This is a genomic window from Candidatus Jettenia sp. AMX1, from assembly GCF_030263775.1.
Taxonomy (GTDB): domain Bacteria; phylum Planctomycetota; class Brocadiia; order Brocadiales; family Brocadiaceae; genus Jettenia; species Jettenia caeni.
The window spans coordinates 67439-87117 of record NZ_SZPP01000015.1 but is presented as its reverse complement, the minus strand read 5'-3'; the positions used below and the strand labels follow the sequence as shown (position 1 = coordinate 87117).

The following is a 19679-nucleotide window of genomic DNA, read 5'->3' as shown; positions in this document are numbered from 1 at the left end:
AAAATATTATAATAAGGAGAAAATTAATGAAGAGAATGATATGTTTATTGATTTTACTCTGTATAATAACAATAACAGGTAACATAGGTGCTGCGCTGGCTCATGGATTAATTATTTACCCTGCAAAAGGCCAGAGTCAGGAGCAGATGGAAAAGGATAAATATGAGTGTTACTCCTGGGCAAAACAACAGACCGGATTTGATCCCATGGTAGCGTCCATTTTGATGGGTCAAAGCCACTGCTTTTTTCTATAAAAAATGTAATTGAGTGCTCACCGAATGGTGAATGCCAGCCCGTAACACCCGAAGATGTTAATTTGCCACATTTTCTTATGATAGATTTTAAGGAAAAGACAATCAGTCCTTTAGTTGAAGGCAAGGAAGACCAAAATACTCGCATTAAACGCATGGAAAGTATAGAAGGAAAGTTGATTCTGCAAGGAGCAGAAAAGGGTAGAGAAGGTATAAGAAATGTTATTGGCTGGACGGCATCAATTTCGGAAGAGACGGGTAAAACCGTGGTGACAATCTCCGGTGACGATGTAGCTTTTGTCGTTTTTGGCGCCTGTCTGCCCCGTTAGAATCTCTTGATGGGAATATTATGATTGAGAATTTCAATAGCGTGTGGGGATTATCTTATCTTGCATGAAATTGAACTTATTGTTCCTGCCTTTTCAAAGGAATACATGTGCCCTATGCTGTCCGGTCTCAATCATTGATCACTGCTCTATGATATTTTGTTTTGAGACCGCTCATAGTAATGCATGATAAAAGAGAGTATGAGGATTGTTTCAGAAAAGATCCTTGCAATGATATCGTATGTTTAATCTATCGTAAGACGTTCTTTTAGAAAATCAGTTTAACTTTTGGCAATACTTCATTTCATTAGAGGAGGGACGGTTATGAAAAAAGGTCTTCATCTTTTCCTTCTGTGGGTAGGTATTCTTACGGCTTTTTTTCTTGTGTCGGGTTGTGTGCATTATCCTGTCAACAAACCCCTCACAAAAATCGATCCTGACAGCGGGTACCGCGGGAAGTTTATGGGTACACCCGGAAATTCTCATGAAATGGCTTTATTTCTTACATTCTCAGGTGGCGGTACACGGGCCTCTGCTTTAGCGTATGGTGTTCTGGAAGAGCTGAGAAAGACAGAAGTAACACTGCACGGTCAAAGGCGGAGACTGCTCGATGAGGTTGATGGCATTGCTGGTGTATCCGGAGGCAGTTTTACCGCTGCGTACTACGGTCTCTTTGGTGACCGTATCTTTGAGGATTTTGAACAGAAATTCCTGAAGAAAAATGTTCAGGGTGCCCTTGTACGGAGGATGTTACTGAGACCTGACAACTGGGTTCTTCTTTCCTCTCCCTTTTTTGATCGCAGTGACCTTGCCGGTGAGTATTATAATAAACATATTTTTGATGAAAAAACCTTTGCTGATCTAGCGGCCAGGAAAGGCCCTATGATCCATATTAATGCAACCGATATGGTGACGGGTATAAGGTTGGCATTTCACCAGGATGCATTTGATGCAATCTGTTCTGATATATCCAGCTTCCCGGTTGCGCGTGCCGTAGCCGCTTCATCAGCGGTACCCATCCTCCTTACCCCGATTACTATTCGTAACTATTCCAACAATTGTGGTTATACACTTCCCGAACAAATGGATAGGGTTTTAAAGGAACAGGATACTTCATCACGGCAATTTCATCTGGTAAGCAACATCAGACCCTATCTGGATTCTGAGAAAAGGAAGTATATCCATCTCGTTGATGGTGGTGTATCCGATAATCTTGGGCTGAGAGCTGCTCTTGATAGGATACTAGCCCTTGGAAGTTTTTGGGATTCGGTTAAATATTTGGGACTTGAGAATATCCATAAGGTGGTTTTCATTGTAGTAAATGCAGAGACCACGGTTGATAACAAATTGAGTCTTCTGGGACAGCCACCTCCCTTCTCCGCAATGCTCAAGTCGTATTCATCGGTATCGATTACGCGATACAATTACGAGACCGTTATGCTGCTCAGAGAGAGTTTTCACAAATGGACAGAAGAGGTTCAAAAAAACAGGTGCGGAGATGGGCCGATCATAACGGAGTCGGGTGGCTGCGGAGATATCAAATTTTATCTCGTTGAAGTCAGGTTTGATATGTTAAAGGATGATACCGAACGCGAATACCTCAAGGGCTTACCGACCTCATTTAAATTATCCGCAGAACAGGTTGATCATCTGCGTGAAGTTGCTCATCGAATACTCACAGAATCAAAGGACTTCCAGCAGCTTCTGGCAGAATTGCAATAATAGTATTGTTATTTGCGTATTTTACCATTTTGACAATTTTAGAAAGGAGGATAAGTTGAAAATATCAAAAAAGGTAGTAGGTATAATAATTGCTCCGTTCATAGTCATGATGACAGTATCATGTGCACAAACCCGCCATTCAGGTTTTCTCTCCGATTATTCTGGTTTTAAAGAAGGTCCTTCAGACGGGGCTGATCTCGTTTATATGAAGGAAGACGTTGATTTCAGCAAATATAATAAAATCATGATGGACCAGGTAGTTTTTTATTTCAGCGAGGATTCAGAAAACAAGGGTATCCAGCCAGAAGTGATGAAAGAGTTGGCTGATGAATTTCATAAGACCTTTGCAGAAGTGGTTGGCGCCGACTATCCTTTTACCGAAACGCCTGGACCCGATGTAGTTCGTATGCGTACTGCGATAACCGATATAAAGCAGAGCCATCCAGGCATTGGGGTTGTAACTACCATAGTTCCGCAAGCCCTTGTTATCAGTACAATCAAGAAAGCAGCAACGGGAAAACATACGGGTGTTGGAAGTGCAAGCATGGAAGTAGAGTTCCTTGACTCAATGAGCAATGAGCGCATTGCTGCCGCTATTGATACAAGATCGGGGGGAAAACTCGCTGGCTGGTCTAAATATGGGGCAGTAAAGGAAGCCTTTAAATTCTGGGCGGAAAGGCTCAAAAAACGCCTTGATAAACTTCACGGCAGGGAGGGATAGACTACAAAGGATTTTGTGTATAGTATTCAAGGGATGAAACCGGAGAGTATTTTATATGGGGTGGCACGGACAAACTTGTTTGTCCGTGCTCATGGAATCAAACCACGGTTCATTTTATAGTGATCAATGATTGAAACCAGACAGCATATGGCGAAGACGAGGTTTTGTAAACCACATGCTCTACGGTATATCGATTAATCTTTACCAGAGAGACAGGTTTGAAACCTGTCTCTAGTGCGCCTGAAAGTGCACAATGCCAAAAGGGTGAAAGTCTCTTTCAGGGAAAACGCTTTCCGTCCTGTAACCGACCGTAACTGCGACACCGTGAGGTGTGGTGGGGAGCAATGGGTGGTTGGAGACGGAATGGCAGGAAGGCAAGGTGCATGAATCAGGGATACCTGAGAGAGTGGGAGTGACACTCTCTCAGGAGTCAGAACCTCCATAAGAGCGAGGAAGCACCGTAATGGGTGTGGAGCAAAGGAAGGTAGGAAGGTGGAGGTATGAAGTGGATAAGACAGGAAGTCAAAACCAATGTCAGTGGCAGAAATGCCGAAGCAAATTGGAGAAATCCAGAGAAAGAGGATTGAACCTGGCTTAGAGCGGAGTACCTGTTGACAGTCGGTAGAAGACGAATGGTGAGGAGCGCTGTCATTATTGTTAGGACTGGGTTGTTCACATATACCACACCTCAGATACTAATTGGTCGATCCCGATGGGGAAACCACTGACTGGAGAGCCGTATGCGGGAGACCCGCCTGTACGGTTCGGAGGGAGGGGAGGCGAAAGCCTTCCCTACCCCTATCACCTGAAACGCCTGGAGAGATACAAGATTTTGCAATGGTAGAGATGCAAGATTTTGCGTCTCTACCTAATCCCGTAGGGATGTTATGATTATAGCATTTCTGAAATCATTAGAAAAATTTGATCGTGAACAATTTGAGATTTGATGAGATGGGGGGCTATGATTTTCAAAAGTCGAATCCTCATCGTAGCGTTCCTTGCACCGATCATTGATCTTACTGGTTGCATAGGCATTGGGCCACGGTTTCTGGCGCGGGACCGGTTTGATTATACCACCGCCATTTCTGACTCCTGGAAGGACCAGATGCTTCTGAATATGGTGAAGATGCGCTACGCCGATGCACCTGTTTTTCTTGATGTAAACTCTGTTATCAGCCAATATGCACTGGATAGTGTAGTTAGTGTGAACTCTTCCTGGAGCAGCCCCAAGACAGGATTTGGAGGTGGTAATATCCTCGGTATTGGTGGAATCGGAAGATACTTTGACCGACCTACTATAACATACAGTCCCATGACAGGGGAACGATTTGCCCGGAGCCTGATGAAGCCCATTCCTCCCATTTCTCTCCTTACCATGATTCAAACCGGTTATCCTATCGATCTGGTTTTCAGGCTCTGCATACATGCCATTAACGGGATACAGAATCGCTTCGGAGGAGGGGTGAGGGCGCGTCAGGCAGATCCTGAGTTCTATCCTTTGCTTGAGAGGATGAGAAAAGTTCAGAGTGAGGGAGTTATGGGGATGCGGGTAAAAAAAATAGATAAAGAAGAGGCCTCTCTCGAGATCTTTTTCCGTGAGAGGGCAGATCAAACAATGGCAGAGGATATCCGCGCTATCAGAAATATCCTTGGCCTCGACCCTAACGTAAAAGAATTCAAGGTAATCTATGGCTCTTTTTCCCCAAGTGACAAAGAAGTCGCTATTCTTACCCGGTCGATTTTAGAGATTATTTCTGATTTGGCTTCTTATATTGATGTGCCCGATGTACATGTGGCAGAGAAACGCGTAAATCCGGTACTGGCGGATCAATCTGCAGGTACTCCTCCTGTGTCTCTGATTCGGATATACAGTTCTCAGGAAAAACCTTCGGATGTCTTCATTTCGGTTCCTTATCGGGGTTACTGGTTTTGGATTGACGATAAGGACTTGCCATCCAAGAGCTTGTTTTCCTCCTTGATGTTTGTCATTACCCTTATGGAGACAGAAGGTAAAGAAGGCGCTCCGATTGTGACAATACCTGCGGGTGGTGGTTAGGTATAAATGGAATGTGTAGGAAATTCAATTCCGTAGGGTAACCCTTTAGGGTTGCTCTCCCCCATGCATGTTCAGGCGGGGAGGAAGCAAGGCTAAAGCCTTGCCCTATCGTCTCTTGATAGGAAATAAAAGTCGCCGAAGGTCTGATTTATGTATAGGAATTTCAATGTTTTGTTGTAGGGGCAGCATTTGTCATTTTCGATGCCTGCCTCAATAGGAAAATTTCATGTAAATCTCGTGAAGAATAATAACAAAAGATGGCTTCGCCTATTCTCTTTATGTATAGGTATTATTACAACGATTTTTCTTCTTCGATGACCGCCTTGCTTTTAATAATAAAGAAAGGTACTCCCTATGAAAAGAATGAGTTTTTTTCTGGTTGTAATTATGATACTTTTTCACATCTTGGTATTTTCGGTAATTGCACAAACAACTTCCGTTAACCAGCCCCAAACAACCGCTTCAAGTGGTCAACAAGTACAGTATATCTTGAGTATTCCCGCGATATTTACCTTTTTCATACTTATGCTGGGGCCTATCAAAGTTTTGGTACCGTTTGTTAAGATGACCAGAGATACAGATACAAGGTTTCGGCGTAAACTTGCACTTATAGCAACCCTCATCTCCACTATTGGTTGTCTTGTTGCTGCTTTTATGGGCCAAAGGATACTGAAATCCTGGCATATTTCAATTCCAGCTATAATGCTTGCAGGGGGAATAATTCTTTTTCTGGTGGCGCTGCAAATGATTATGCAGATGTATTCGTCACCGCATCGGGATGAGACAACACCATCCACCCCAACGCTCGCTATGGCTGTTTCTCCCCTCTCCTTTCCTACAATTGTCACCCCTTACGGAATTGCAATTCTTATTATACTTATGGCAACAGCGCAGGATGCTGTACGGCAGGTTGAGATTATTGGTGTATTGTTAGCAACTATGGTTCTCAATCTCCTCACGATGCTGTTTGCTCACAGGATACTAAAGGTTATTGGTGTCATAACCCTGCAAATCCTCGGCAGTGTGCTCGGTGTGTTGCAGGTTGCACTTGGAATAGAAATGATAATTCAAACCTTAATAAAAATGGGGTTAATGGTAACAGTCTCATAAATTATAAAAAGGAGAATAATTTTGTGAATGGAAAGAGAAATATTGTTAGAAGTATTACCGTGATCTGTGGATGCATTATATCGGGAGTAACATTGGTAAGCATCCCGTTGGGATGCAAGACAGCCTCCGCTCCTGATTCCGGATTTTTACAAGAATCAGAGCGAATGACTCCCCGGAGAGAGCGATTCCCTTTTAACAGGGTATGGGTAAAGCCAGGTGTACAGAAAGAAGATTATGACTACATGGTAATTTCTCCGGTCAACACGCAGTATCTCATGGAAAATACCGGCTGGAAAGCTGCAAATCCTGGTAATATGAACCTTGAGGACAGCGCCCGTGAGTTGGCACAGTATACAGAGGAAACATTTCGCGATGCATTCCTCAATGATGAAAGGCCGGGAATGAAATTGGCAAGCCGGCCGGGGCCGCGAACGGTAGTGCTTGAGCTGGCTATCGTGGAACTTGCGCCGAGCAAGGCTACGTTAGGTGCACTCAGGCTTGCTGCTCCTGCTTTTGGTCCTGCGGTTGGGATTGCTGTCGGGGCAGGATCGGCGGCTGCCGGTGGACGACCAAGTGCTGCAATTGAAGGAAGATTGAAAGATGGAGTTACAGGCGAAACACTCTTAATGTTTGCTGACCGCCAAGAAGCCCAAATGCGTGTCGTTGACCTGAAGGCGGTCACGTGGTGGGGGCATGCGAAGGGCATCATAAAAGACTGGGCGAATCAGTGCGTCGAACTTGCCAAAACACCCAAGGACTATCAGGTAAAGGATCGTATGCCCTTCACCTTAAGTCCCTGGTAACATTTTAGAGACTGTCTGAAAAGTTCCCTTTTCTGTATTTATATTCTATTGACGAAGACTGTCTTTATTACCGTCATTGCGAGGGTAGTATCCGAAGCAATCCCTGAGCCTTTTCCAAAGAGATTGCTTCGGAAAAAGCCATCGCAATGACAAGGTGGTGATTTCTATCTTTTCAGATAGTCTCTTGGAAAAAAAGGAGATGGAGTTCATGATAACGAATAATTATGGAAAAATGAAAAAAAGTAATAATTGTTTCATGATATTGATAGTATTTTTATTGTTACTTATCAACATGCCTTCCTTTGCTGAAGACAGGAATGGTACCAAATCTGAGGATAAAAAAGATACCAAATGGGAATTTATCATTGTTCCTTATTTATGGATAATGGGAATTGAAGGTGATGTAACGGTAAAAGGCCGTAATGCTGAGGTAGATGTGAGTTTTGATGATATTCTGGATGATCTGGATCTTACTTCAGTAAACCATTTTATAGCTCGAAGAGGAAAATGGGAATTTTTTATTGAACCAAACTATATGAAACTTTCTTCAGAAGGGGAGGTCGGTACAATCAATGTCGATGTTGAAACAGAGATGTTACTCTTAGAATTTGGTGCATTCTATAGACTTGGAACGTGGGGAGGAAGATTGCCCGTATCGCTTGATGTTTTGGGAGGAGGAAGATACTGGCATATCGATAATGAAATTGATGTAAGTGTGCCTATGCTTGGCTTAGAAAGGGATGTGGATTCAGAAAAAGATTTAATAGACCCTTTTGTTGGACTTCGTGTTGGTACCTCTATAACGAAAAAGTTGCAGTTCAGTGCAAGGGGTGATATCGGCGGTTTCGATATTTCGGATGATACCTCAGATCTTTCGTGGCAGGCTGTAGGACTCTTTGAATATAACATTTCTCAAAGGATCATTGCCGGGGCAGGTTACCGGGCACTGGATATAGACTATGAAGAAGGAAGTGGAGATGATAAAAATGCGTTCGATGTTACGATCCATGGACCTGTATTAGGAGTGGGAATCCGTTTTTGAGGTTTTTCAAATAGCAAATTTTTTTCATAGCAGTAAACTGAGAATAAACGCTTTTATCAAAAATATCTGGACTAATAAAAAGTACAAAGACCATTATAGTGATCAACGATTGAAAACCAGACGGCATATGGCAGAGATAAAGTTTTGTAAACCAGGTGCTCTCCGGTATAGTAATCAATCTTTCCCAGGGAAACACTATGAAATTATTTCGATTTAGCATTGTAGTTACGTACCTGATATTTTCCGCTTTACTTTTTAACACAAGTCATGCAGTTGCTGCTGCCAGGGATAAAAAACCCAACATCCTTGTCATCTGGGGAGATGATATCGGTTGGAACAATCCCAGTTGTTATCATCGCGGCATGATGGGTTATCAAACGCCTAATATTGACAGACTCGCAAAGGAGGGTGCTATGTTTACTGACTGGTATGGCCAGCAGAGTTGCACCGCCGGGCGCGCGGCATTCATTACCGGCCAAAGCCCGTTTCGTACCGGGCTTCTTAAGGTGGGATTGCCAGGTACGAAAGAAGGGTTGATGAAAGAAGATCCGACTATTGCCGAGTTGCTCAAACCGATGGGCTATGTTACCGGACAGTTTGGTAAGAACCATTTAGGCGACCGGGATGGGCATCTGCCGACGAATCATGGTTTTGACGAATTCTTCGGCAACCTTTATCACCTCAATGCAGAAGAGGAGCCTGAGCATCCGGACTATCCAAAAAATCCCGAATTCAAGAAGAAGTTTGGTCCGCGTGGCGTGATTCACAGCTTCGCCAATGGCAAGATTACGGACACCGGCCCGTTGACGAAAAAGCGTATGGAAACCGTGGATGACGAAGTCACCAAAGAGGCACTGCATTTCATTGAAAAAGCCAATAAGGATGGTAAACCGTTTTTCGTTTGGTGGAACTCCACCCGTATGCACATCTGGACGCACCTGAAGAAGGAGTCTGAGGGTAAGACAGGCCTTGGCATTTATCCCGACGGTATGGCCGAACATGATGGGCACATCGGCCAGTTGCTCAAAAAGCTCGATGACCTTGGTATTGCCGATAACACCATTGTAATGTATTCAACCGACAACGGCGCAGAATGTTTCTCATGGCCCGATGGAGGTACAACACCGTTCCGCAACGAGAAAAACTCCAACTGGGAAGGAGGTTACCGCGTTCCCTGCATTATCCGTTGGCCGGGAGTCGTTAAACCTGGTACGGTAATCAACCACATCGGCTCGCATGAGGATATGCTGCAAACCTTGCTGGCGGCCGCTGGCGAACCAGATATCGCAGAGAAGTTGAAGAAAGGTTACAAGTCTGGCGACAAATCCTTTAAGGTTCACCTTGATGGCTACAACCTCCTGCCCGCACTCAAAGGCGAAGCCGAATGGCCGCGTAAGGAATTCTTCTACTTCAGTGATGACGGCAACCTGGTGAACCTCCGTTACAACCAGTGGAAAATTGTCTTTGCCGAACAGCGCGAACACGGTTTTAACGTGTGGCAGGAGCCTCTGGTGACGCTCCGTGTGCCCAAACTGTTCAACCTCCGTACTGACCCATTTGAGCGAGCAGACCACGAGGCTGTTGATTATCCACGGTGGCGCACGGAGCGTATTTTCCTGCTCGTACCGGCACAGGCGTTTGTAGGACAATACCTTCAGACCTTCAGTGAGTTTCCACCTCGCCAGAAGCCTGGCAGCTTCAATCTTGACCGGGTGCTGGAGAAACTTCAGGAAGCCGGTGGAGGCAGCAAGTGAGCAGGCGCTGTGTGAAAACGCCGTAGCAACTGCACGGATAGAATCCACCACGATGATGAGTGTACTTGTCTGAGATGGAGAGAATGTAGGTGAGTTTTACTCTATTTTCATTACCTCTGTTGTCTCCTGCTCAAGACCAGGAGAAACAACTTGAACAAACTCATCATGGGGCACCATTCTGCTCGTCGCGAGCATTGCTGTGGCAATGCAGACGGAGGACAAGAAAACAAACATTAATTCGAAGGAGGAACCTAAACTATGAAAGAAAAAGACCAAGCTATGAATCGACGTGAGATGCTTATGACCTTAGGTGTAACTGCAACAGGTATTGCTGCAGCCACTCTTCCTACGGCGGAGGCGGCTGGTGAAAAGAAACCCACGCCTGGTGCACCCGGAGAGAAAAACCCTTATGGGTCGCCGCCGGGCACCGGCATTTCGATGCCTCCTTACTACCTGCCGACGCCCTCGGTTAGGAACAAGAACAACTACTTCCCGCAAAGTGAGACGCTCGGTCCGGATGAGATGCGCATTATCTTCATGGGTAGCAACCCCTGGCCGCCACGCATGACCCAGGCCAGTACCTGCATTATGGTGGAGCTGGGCGGGGCCAAGCGGCTGTTTTTCGATTTCGGGCCTGGCTGCCTGCGCAATATCGTTGCCAACCAGGTGCCGGTGCCGGAAATCAATGATATCTTCATCACCCATCTGCACATCGACCATTTCGGCGAACTGCCCTACCTGTACCAATTCGCCCCGTTTAACGGGCGCTGGAAACCGCTGTGCGTGATTGGCCCGTCAGGCCGAACGCCGGCGCTGGGCACCAAGGCCGTATGTGAAGCTATCAAGAAGATGGGCGCCTGGACTTCAGCGTGGTCTGTGGGGCCAATGGCTGACGGTTATGAGATCGATGTCTCCGAGTTCGACTTCAGGGATGATGGTGGCATCTGTTACGACAAGGACGGTGTGAAGGTGACTCATTGGCGGCGCTCTCACGGCGTGGACGGCGCCTCAGCATACCGGCTGGACTGGAACGGCCTTTCCTTCGTCTGGACTGGCGACGGCAAGCCCGACCAGCTTACCGCCAAGTACGCCAAAGGCGTAGACGTGTTTGTCACCGAGATGGCCATCGATATGGTAAACCTGTGGGCATTGAAACAAGGTGTAGCACCTTTCATGGGGGCATTTACGGTTGACAATCTGCACACGCCGCACTACGGTGTCGGCTACCTGGCAAACCTGGTGCAGCCGCGGCTTGCCATGGCCTGCCATGTCTCCTACGATCGCGAATTAATCGGCGAGATGATGGCTGGTATACGGACGCACTACAAAGGCATGTTTGCCTTTGGTATCGATCACACTGTTGTTAATGTCACTAAGGAGCGTGTCTGGATCCGCGAGGCAGCGTTACCGGAGACAACTAATACCGTCCGCCCGAGCCTGGAGTGGGTCATCCAGCACAACTTCGGTGGTAAGATACCGGGTGAGATAGCAATCAAAAATCCGTTTATTGCCAATCAGGAGCAAGGGATCCGCGATCAGGAAATTGATCCTGCGCTCTTCACCCCCAAGGACCAGATACGGGAATGGGCACGGTTGCCCGCCGAGATGAAGATCAACCTGGCCGAAATGCTCGGCATCACGTCGGCGAAGAAGTAACTGGTCAAGATGGTTTACGTTCCATCGGTCCCGTAAGAATCCGACGGAACGTTTTCGTGGAAATGTAGCCGAAGTTTTCAGACTTAGGCTAAAGGAGACAACGAGAGATCATGAACATCTTTAACAACACTGGAATTTCTCTTACAATCCTCACAGGCTTCCTCGGGGCAGGGAAGACTACGATGCTCAACCGTATCCTCAACGGCAATCATGGCCTAAAGGTGGCGGTGCTGGTTAATGATTTCGGTTCGATCAATATCGATGCCGAACTTATTGTGGGCATTGAAAGCAATGTCATCAGCCTCGCTAATGGTTGCATCTGCTGCACTATCCGCGATGACCTCATCGCGACGGTGATGGAGACGATCAATCGGCCAGAACGGCCTGAATACATCCTGTTGGAAGCCAGCGGCGTAGCCGAGCCTTCCGGTATTGCCATGACCTTCAACAATCCCAGTTTTCGCGACCGTATCCGTCTGGATAGCATCCTGTGTGTAGTGGATGCGGAGCAGGTATTTACCTCACCGGAGTTTATGGATCTGAAGCTCTTCCAGATGGCTTGTGCCGACATGATTATTCTGAATAAGGTGGATCTGGTGGGCTCCGACCAGGTCGCCAGGATCAAGGAATGGCTGGACAGCCGCTTTCACTGCTACAGACTTATCGAGGCCGTCCAGGCTGATGTGCCGCTCCCTGTTTTGCTTTCAGTCGGCCGCTATGATCCAACCCAGGCAGACCCGAACTGGTACAACTTAAAGCATCACGACTGCAGAGACTCTCACTGCAATCAAAAGCATCACCACCATGATCATTCGAATGTGTTCGGCACCTGGAGCTATGAGACTGATCGGCCGCTCTCGCTGGATGTGCTGAGTGAGATTGTGTCAAAGCTGCCGGTGAATATCTATCGGGCTAAGGGCGTTATGTACACCCTGGATGCACCGGAACGGCGGGTGATTTTACAAGTTGTTGGCAGGCGCGTGGACATCTCACTGGCAGATGAGTGGGGTAAGCGGACGCCACGGACACAAATTGTGGCCATTGGAGCAGCCGGTGCCATTGATGAGGAATCGTTGCGGGCTAAGTTCGAGCAGTGTATCGGCAATTCAGTGGCCGGCCACTGAATTGCCGATGGAAATACACACAGATAGGTCAACAAGAGCGAACGGAGATGAGAAGTCAGTCGCCTCTGTTCCCTCCTGTTAAAACAACAGAAATGATTAGCATTGGATTCTGGAATAGCAAAATTGATTTAGACTATATAACGGAGAGCCTGCTTGTAAATGGCGAAGCTAAGACCCTGAAAATAGGATGTTAATTTTATAGAAAGGAGGAATATAACATGAGAGCAAGAACAGCAGCCGAGCTTATTGTCAGTCTTGCCCTGCTTTGTTTGAGTCTAGTCGGTAACCTCGCTGGACAGGAGGTCCTACCACGACCGGAGCCACCCTTTCATGGGCAGATTGGACTGAGCATCAAAGACTCTAAGCCCTACTTTCCAAAGCCGATTCAGGCGCCCAAAGGGGCGCCCAATATTGTCCTGGTGCTCCTGGATGATGTTGGTTTCGGAGCAGCCAGTACGTTCGGTGGGCCATGCGAAACACCTACGCTGGAACGGCTGGCAAAGAGCGGGCTACGCTACACGCAGTTCCACACAACGGCGCTGTGCTCGCCTACCCGTGCGGCGCTGCTTACCGGGTGCAACCATCACTCGGTACACACCGGCACTATTATGGAGATGGCCACGGGCTTTCCCGGTTATGACAGCCTGATGGGTAAGGATACCGCGACCGTTGCCGAAATCCTTAAGCAGAAAGGCTGGAATACTGCCTGGTTCGGCAAAAATCACAACGTGCCGGATTGGCAAAGCAGCCAGGCCGGGCCGTTCGACCTCTGGCCGACCGGGTTGGGTTTCGAGCATTTCTATGGGTTCATCGGCGGCGAGACAAGCCAGTGGCGGCCGGCAGTGTTTGATGGCACACGGCCCATCGAGCCGTACTTAGGCAACTCTGACTACAACTTCGATTACGACATGGCCGATCAGGCGATACTTTGGGTACGCAACCAGCAAACCATTGCACCCGGACGGCCGTTCTTACTCTATTACGCGCCGGGGGCAACACATTCACCTCATCATCCGAAAAAGGAGTGGATAGCGAAGTACAAAGGCCAGTTCGATCAGGGCTGGGATAAGATGCGCGAGGAAACGCTGGCGCGGCAGAAAGAGCTTGGTCTGGTACCGGCCAACACCCGGTTGACCAAACGCCACACAGGGATACCGGCGTGGGACTCCCTCAAGCCGGAGCAGAAGCAACTCTATGCCTACATGATGGAGATCTATGCCGGCTTTCTTGAACAGACGGACTACAACATTGGCCGCGTGCTGGATGCGATAGAGAAACTTGGACAACTCGACAACACGCTGGTGATTTACCTCGTCGGCGACAACGGCGCAAGTGCCGAGGGAGGTCCCGGCGGCCTTCTCAATGAACTTACCAGCTTGAACGGCCTTTTCGAAGATGAAAAGCAGACCCTCCAACGAAAGGACGATCTGGGTACGTGGAAGACACACAACCATTACCCGTACGGCTGGGCACACGCGATGGACACACCATTCCAGTGGACGAAGCAGATTGCCTCGCATTACGGCGGTACACGCAATGCGATGGTCATCTCCTGGCCTGCCCGTATCAAGGACCGGGGAGGAATTCGTTCCCAGTGGCATCACACGATTGATATCGTCCCGACAATCCTCGACGTGTGCGGCATGCAAGCACCCTCCGTCGTCAACGGCGTCACACAAAAGCCGATCGAGGGAGTAAGCATGGCTTATTCGTTCGACAATGCGAAGTCGCCGCCGGCCCGCCATACGCAGTACTTTGAGATGTTCGGTAACCGGGCTATCTATCACGATGGTTGGTTGGCATGCACGACGCCGAAGTCAGCGCCATGGGAGGACGTCACCATTGTCCCCGAGGCGGCTAAGCAGGACGTGATCATCGGCTCTAAGTGGGAACTGTATCACGTTACCGAGGACTTCAGCCAAGCCGCCAACGTGGCTGACCAGAATCCCGACAAGCTCCGCGAACTGCAGTTGCTGTTCTACGCCGAGGCGGCCAGGTATAACGTGTTGCCGATAGACGACAGTAAGATCGAGCGGTTTAACGTATCCGTTCGGCCCAGCCTCACACGCAGCCGGTCTGAGTTCACTTATTATCAGGGTCAGAAGCGCATCCCGGAAGGTGCTGCACCTGACATAAAGAATAAGTCGTTTCGCATCACTGCCGAGGTGATGCTTGCGAAGGGTGACGAGCAAGGAGTCGTGTTGACACAGGGCGGACTGTTTGGCGGCTACGCGCTGCTGTTTCAGGCCGGCAAGCCGGTCTTCCACTACAACCTGGCGAACATGGCGCACTTCAACATCGCCGCCAAGGATGCACTTGCCCCCGGCCAGCACACAATCGTATTCGATTTCCAATATGACGGTGGTGGTTATGGCAAAGGCGGCACCGGCACGCTCAACGTGGACGGCAAGCAAATTGCCCAGGGACGGATAGCCGGCACTGTTCCCATGCGCATCACGTTCGATGAAACCCTCGATGTCGGTGAAGACACCGGCACAGGTGTGAGCGAGGATTACGACATGCCGTTCAAGTTCACCGGCAAGATCGGTAAAGTTATCGTTACCCTCGGTGAAACCAAGATGAGTGCTGTTGACCAAAAGGCAATGCAGGAGATGGCAGGGGGCAAGCCTGCCCGTTCTACTGAACCGAAGGATGCGGAGCCTGCTACACAACAGGCTAATGCTACCGTACTGAAGGAGCTCAACTTCGCTGACCGGAAAGACTTCGAAGATGCCCAGCGCGGCCTGATTGCCGGGCCGGCAAGCGCAGTCATTAGGGATAGTGATGGCAAAGAGGTGTGGAATCTTCAAGCCTATGATTTCCTGAAGCAAAAGGATGCCCCTGCCACTGTCAATCCGAGCCTGTGGCGCCAGGACCGGCTCAACATGAATGCAGGCCTGTTCAAGGTCGTGGACCGTATCTATCAGGTGTGCGGCTTAGACTTATCGAATATGACCATCGTCGAGGGTGATAAGGGCGTGATCCTCATTGACCCTCTCATCTCGGCAGAGACCGCTCGTGCTGCGCTCGATCTTTACTACCAGCATCGTGAAAAACGGCCGATAGTAGCGGTGATCTATACGCACAGCCATGTCGACCACTTTGGCGGGGTGAAGGGTGTGGTGGATGATGCCGATGTGAAGGCCGGCAATATCCGGATCTTCGCGCCGGAACGATTTCTGGAAGCAGCGACCAGTGAAAACCTCACGGCCGGTACTGTCATGGGCCGGCGTTCAGACTACTGGTACGGCATTGTTCTACCAAGAGGTGAGCGAGGCCAGGTGGATGCCGGCATCGGAAAGGCATCCTCTATAGGCAGGACCACACTGATTGCACCCACGGATATCATCACCAAGACAGGTGAGAAGCGGATCATTGACGGCGTGGAGATGATCTTCCACATGGCGCCCGATACAGAGGTACCTGCCGAGATGATGATCTTCTTCCCGCAGTTCAAGGTGTTCAACTCTACCGAGCTGGCGTGCCATACGCTGCACAATGTGCTAACGCTTCGCGGTGCTCAGGTGCGCGATGCCTACAAATGGGCACTCTACCTCAACGAGGCGATCGCTATGTATGGGGATCAGATTGAGATACTGATTGCTCAGCACAACTGGCCGCGCTGGGGGCACGACCGGGCAATAAAGTTCCTCAAGGACCAGCGTGATATGTACAAGTACATCCACGATCAGGCCCTAAGGCTGGCAAACAAGGGTTACACCATGTCCGAGATTGGTCCAATGCTCAAGCTGCCATCCAGTCTCTCCCGGAAGTGGTATGCCCGAGATTACTATGGAACGGTTAATCACAATGCGAAGGCCGTTTATCAGAAGTACCTGGGATGGTATGATATGAACCCGGCAAATCTCAACCCGCTGCCACCTAAAGAATTGGCTAAAAACTACATACGGTATATGGGGGGTGCCAAAGCTGTCATTGCAAAGGCACGCGCGGATTTCAAGAAAGGCGAATATCGATGGGTGGCCCAGGCGATAAACCACGTCGTCTTCGCCGATCCCAATAACAAGGAGGCGCGAAATCTCCAGGCAGATGTGTTGGAGCAACTCGGCTATCAGGCTGAAGCGTTCACCTGGCGCAACAACTATCTTACAGCGGCCTATGAACTGCGCAACGGGGTCCACACCGTTAGCAGAGGAGCCGGAAGTCTCGACGTGATTACGGCGATGACGATCCCGATGTTTTTCGATTTTATGGGGGTGCAGCTCAACGGTCCCAAGGCGGACGGCAAGGTGATTATTCTCAACTGGAATTTCACCGACGTGGGTGAGAAATACGTCTTAAACCTGGAGAACTCTGCCCTTACGTATATGCCGAATCGGCAGGACCCCAAGCTGACGCTACAATTACACTTACCCGGACAGTGTTTGATGCAATCACTATGGAAAAAACAACATTCGAAAAGGAGATTACATCCGGAAATATAAAAATCCAGGGTAACAGGGATAAGCTTGGCGAGTTAATGGGGCTGTTGGATACCTTCAAGGGTGGATTTAACATCGTTACTCCGTAACGTTCAGTGACAAGGGTGCCATACGGAACTTTCAACAATTGCCACTGCTTCATCAACGGGTGAAGTGAGGCATGAAAACTCAAACGATGAAAGGAGGCGAAACAATGAAACGAAAGGAGATTGAAATGGGTACAACCAGTCATCAGCAACAGTGGTTCCGGAGATTCTCTGGCCTGTTGTTTACAGTATTAGTTATGTTGGTGGCCACGGTGTCGTGTCAGTCCCCGCGCAGCACGGTACTGCCCATACCTGAGCCACCGTTTAAGGGAAAGATGGGGCGTACCTACAAAGAATCGCAGCCCGATAAGATTCCGATCACCAGGGCGCCAGCCGGTGCTCCGAATGTCCTGGTTATTCTGATCGATGATTGCGGGTTCGGTCAGTGGAGTACCTTTGGTGGTCAGATTTCAACACCTAACCTCGACCGCCTGGCAGAAAACGGGTTGCGCTATACACGGTTCCACACCACGGCACTGTGCTCTCCAACCCGTGCGGCACTGCTGTCCGGACGCAACCACCATTCGGTTGGTACGGGAGTGGTCACCGAAATTGGAACTGCGTATCCCGGCTATACCGGTCAAATTCCTAAAAATGCGGCGATGATCTCGGAAATCCTGCGGCAAAACGGATACAGCACAGCCTTCTTCGGCAAGAACCATAATGTTCCGGATTGGGAGACCAGTATTTCGGGTCCGTACGACCGTTGGCCTGGCCTGCAAGGCTTCGATCATTTTTATGGCTTTATCGGCGGGGAAGCGAATCAGTGGGCTCCTGCCCTGTACCGTGACAACCAGCCGGTTGAGATGAAGGTTCCGAAAGGAAAAGAAGGGCACTACACCCTTAACGACTCGCTGGCAGACGAAGCCATCAAGTACATCTTTCAGCAGAAATCGGTTACTCCCGACCGACCATTTTTTATCTACTTCGCACCCGGAGCCACCCATGCCCCGCATCACGTGCCGAAGGAGTGGCTGGACAAGTTCAAAGGACAATTCGATCAGGGCTGGGACAAGTACCGCGAAGAAACCTATCAGCGGCAGCTTAAGTTGGGTGTGATCCCGCCCGGCACGAAGCTGACACCGCGGCCCAAGGAGATACCGGCCTACAACTCGTTGACGCCAGACCAGAAACGTGTTGCCGCACGCTTGATGGAAGCATTCGCAGCGTATACTGCCCAGACCGATTATGAAGTGGGGCGCATCCTCGATGCCGTGGAGCAGACTGGTCAACTGCATAACACACTCATCTTCTGGATTATTGGGGATAACGGCGCTTCGATGGAAGGAACACTTTACGGTGCCTTCAATGAAATGGCGGCCCTTGGCGGAATACAGGAAGACCCGTCTTATCTGCTGAAGCACCTGGATGAGATCGGCGGGCCGACTGCCTATAACCACTATCCGGTAGGTTGGGCCTGGGCCATGAACACACCGTTTCAATGGGGCAAGCAGGTTGCTTCGCACCTGGGAGGCACACGCAACCCGATGGTAATTGCCTGGCAGGGTCGTATTACGGATCAAGGCGGCATTCGCACTCAGTTCCACCACATCATTGACATTGTGCCCACGATCCTGGAAGCGGTGAAGATTGCCGAACCTACCGAAGTCAGCGGTGTGAAGCAGAAGCCAATCGAGGGTGTCAGCATGATGTACAGCTTCAACAGTGCGAGTGCCAAGGGTACGCGACACGTGCAGTATTTCGAGATGTTCGGCAATCGTGCATTGTACAAGGACGGTTGGGTTGCCGCTTGCCGGCATGGGCGCCTGCCATGGACGATGGGGTCTTACGACTTTGATAAAGATAACTGGGAGCTTTACGACCTGGCGCACGATTTCAGCGAAGATAATGACGTCGCTGCACAATATCCCGACAAGCTAAAGGATCTCCAGGATGCGTTCTGGGTCGAGGCTAAAAAATACCAGGTACTCCCGTTGGACGACCGTCTTACCGAGCGCGTTGATCCAACCTTACGCCCCAGCCTGATTGAGGGACGAACCAAGTTCACCTACTATCCGGGGTCTATACGCATCCCTGAAAGCTCTGCAGCCCAGATCAAAAACAGATCGCACACAATTACGGCATACGTGGATGTGCCGCAGGGAGGGGCGGATGGAGTTTTGGCAGCCGAGGGTGGGGTGGTGGGAGGTTATACACTCTACATTAAGGATGGGCGGCCCACCTATGAGTACAACTACGTCACGCAGGTCCGTTACAAGGTGACCGGCTCCGAAGTTATGGCGCCGGGACCGAATACCATTCGCATGGAATTCTCCTATGATGGCGGTGGTCTTGGCAGAGGTGGCACAGTGACGCTCTTTGTGAATGACAAGAAGGTTGGCGAGGGCCGGATTGAAAAGACCGGGTGGGGACGTTTTTCGGCAGACGAGACATTCGATATTGGTGAAGATACAGGATCACCCGTGAGCGCTGATTATGCCTCGCCGAATCGCTTCACCGGTACGCTGAAGAAGGTGGAAATTGATACCCAGCCGATGAACTTAAGCGCTGTTGACAAGCAGAAAATCCGAACCACGAAGCGGGAGGCAAGGCTAGCGATGGAATAAAAGCCTGGGTGAACCATCA

14 protein-coding genes and 1 pseudogene are annotated in these 19679 nt (G+C 49.3%); all 15 read left to right on the top strand.

The genetic code is table 11. The features are described 5' to 3' along the window. Nucleotides 1-26: 26 nt before the first annotated feature. A complete protein-coding gene (locus tag FBQ94_RS05880; RefSeq protein ID WP_007222128.1) occupies nt 27-254 on the top strand; it encodes a glycine zipper family protein in 228 nt (75 codons plus the stop codon). A gap of 62 nt (nt 255-316) precedes the next feature. Further along, the gene (locus FBQ94_RS05875; protein WP_007222129.1) at nt 317-580 is read left to right on the top strand and encodes a hypothetical protein; all 264 of its coding nucleotides are present in this window, start codon (nt 317-319) and stop codon (nt 578-580) included. Between the two features lie 321 nt (nt 581-901). After that, nucleotides 902-2299, top strand: a complete 1398-nt coding sequence (locus FBQ94_RS05870; protein ID WP_007222130.1) for a patatin-like phospholipase family protein — start codon at nt 902-904, stop codon at nt 2297-2299. 55 nt (nt 2300-2354) lie between these two features. After that, entirely contained in the window at nt 2355-3020 is a 666-nt protein-coding gene (locus FBQ94_RS05865) for a DUF3313 domain-containing protein (RefSeq protein WP_007222131.1), read from the top strand. 961 nt (nt 3021-3981) lie between these two features. Continuing rightward, nucleotides 3982-5076, top strand: a complete 1095-nt coding sequence (locus FBQ94_RS05860) for a hypothetical protein (RefSeq protein WP_040543738.1) — start codon at nt 3982-3984, stop codon at nt 5074-5076. Nucleotides 5077-5430: 354 nt separating this feature from the next. Beyond that, nucleotides 5431-6186: a MarC family protein gene (locus tag FBQ94_RS05855; RefSeq protein ID WP_007222134.1), complete on the top strand. Its 756-nt coding sequence runs from the start codon at nt 5431-5433 to the stop codon at nt 6184-6186. A gap of 23 nt (nt 6187-6209) precedes the next feature. Then, the gene (locus FBQ94_RS05850) at nt 6210-6989 is read left to right on the top strand and encodes a DUF3313 domain-containing protein (protein WP_007222135.1); all 780 of its coding nucleotides are present in this window, start codon (nt 6210-6212) and stop codon (nt 6987-6989) included. 208 nt (nt 6990-7197) lie between these two features. Further along, on the top strand, nt 7198-8031 hold the full coding sequence (locus FBQ94_RS05845) for an outer membrane protein (RefSeq protein ID WP_007222136.1): 834 nt from the start codon (nt 7198-7200) through the stop codon (nt 8029-8031). A gap of 197 nt (nt 8032-8228) precedes the next feature. Beyond that, entirely contained in the window at nt 8229-9785 is a 1557-nt protein-coding gene (locus FBQ94_RS05840) for an arylsulfatase (RefSeq protein ID WP_007222137.1), read from the top strand. Between the two features lie 258 nt (nt 9786-10043). Further along, entirely contained in the window at nt 10044-11441 is a 1398-nt protein-coding gene (gene gntH, locus FBQ94_RS05835; protein WP_007222138.1) for a guanitoxin biosynthesis MBL fold metallo-hydrolase GntH, read from the top strand. Between the two features lie 110 nt (nt 11442-11551). Next, a complete protein-coding gene (locus FBQ94_RS05830; protein ID WP_007222139.1) occupies nt 11552-12565 on the top strand; it encodes a CobW family GTP-binding protein in 1014 nt (337 codons plus the stop codon). Nucleotides 12566-12612: 47 nt separating this feature from the next. Beyond that, nucleotides 12613-12759 (top strand): hypothetical protein, encoded by a 147-nt coding sequence (locus FBQ94_RS05825; protein ID WP_285442042.1) that lies wholly within the window; start codon nt 12613-12615, stop codon nt 12757-12759. Between the two features lie 24 nt (nt 12760-12783). Then, nucleotides 12784-16641 (top strand): annotated as a pseudogene (locus FBQ94_RS05820) (sulfatase-like hydrolase/transferase); the annotation flags it as partial. Nucleotides 16642-16856: 215 nt separating this feature from the next. Continuing rightward, nucleotides 16857-17096 (top strand): alkyl sulfatase C-terminal domain-containing protein, encoded by a 240-nt coding sequence (locus FBQ94_RS17430; protein WP_352246408.1) that lies wholly within the window; start codon nt 16857-16859, stop codon nt 17094-17096. A 104-nt stretch (nt 17097-17200) separates the two neighbouring features. Beyond that, a complete protein-coding gene (locus tag FBQ94_RS05815) occupies nt 17201-19660 on the top strand; it encodes an arylsulfatase (RefSeq protein WP_007222141.1) in 2460 nt (819 codons plus the stop codon). Nucleotides 19661-19679: the final 19 nt, after the last annotated feature.

Excerpts from the sequence above, each read along its gene's own strand:
- FBQ94_RS05880 (WP_007222128.1), top strand. The coding sequence starts at position 27 with ATGAAGAGAATGATATGTTTATTGATTTTACTCTGTATAATAACAATA.
- FBQ94_RS05825 (WP_285442042.1), top strand. The coding sequence starts at position 12,613 with ATGAGAAGTCAGTCGCCTCTGTTCCCTCCTGTTAAAACAACAGAAATG.
- FBQ94_RS05855 (WP_007222134.1), top strand. The coding sequence starts at position 5,431 with ATGAAAAGAATGAGTTTTTTTCTGGTTGTAATTATGATACTTTTTCAC.
- gntH (WP_007222138.1), top strand. The coding sequence starts at position 10,044 with ATGAAAGAAAAAGACCAAGCTATGAATCGACGTGAGATGCTTATGACC.
- FBQ94_RS05815 (WP_007222141.1), top strand. The coding sequence starts at position 17,201 with ATGAAACGAAAGGAGATTGAAATGGGTACAACCAGTCATCAGCAACAG.
- FBQ94_RS05860 (WP_040543738.1), top strand. The coding sequence starts at position 3,982 with ATGATTTTCAAAAGTCGAATCCTCATCGTAGCGTTCCTTGCACCGATC.
- FBQ94_RS05845 (WP_007222136.1), top strand. The coding sequence starts at position 7,198 with ATGATAACGAATAATTATGGAAAAATGAAAAAAAGTAATAATTGTTTC.
- FBQ94_RS05870 (WP_007222130.1), top strand. The coding sequence starts at position 902 with ATGAAAAAAGGTCTTCATCTTTTCCTTCTGTGGGTAGGTATTCTTACG.
- FBQ94_RS05840 (WP_007222137.1), top strand. The coding sequence starts at position 8,229 with ATGAAATTATTTCGATTTAGCATTGTAGTTACGTACCTGATATTTTCC.
- FBQ94_RS05830 (WP_007222139.1), top strand. The coding sequence starts at position 11,552 with ATGAACATCTTTAACAACACTGGAATTTCTCTTACAATCCTCACAGGC.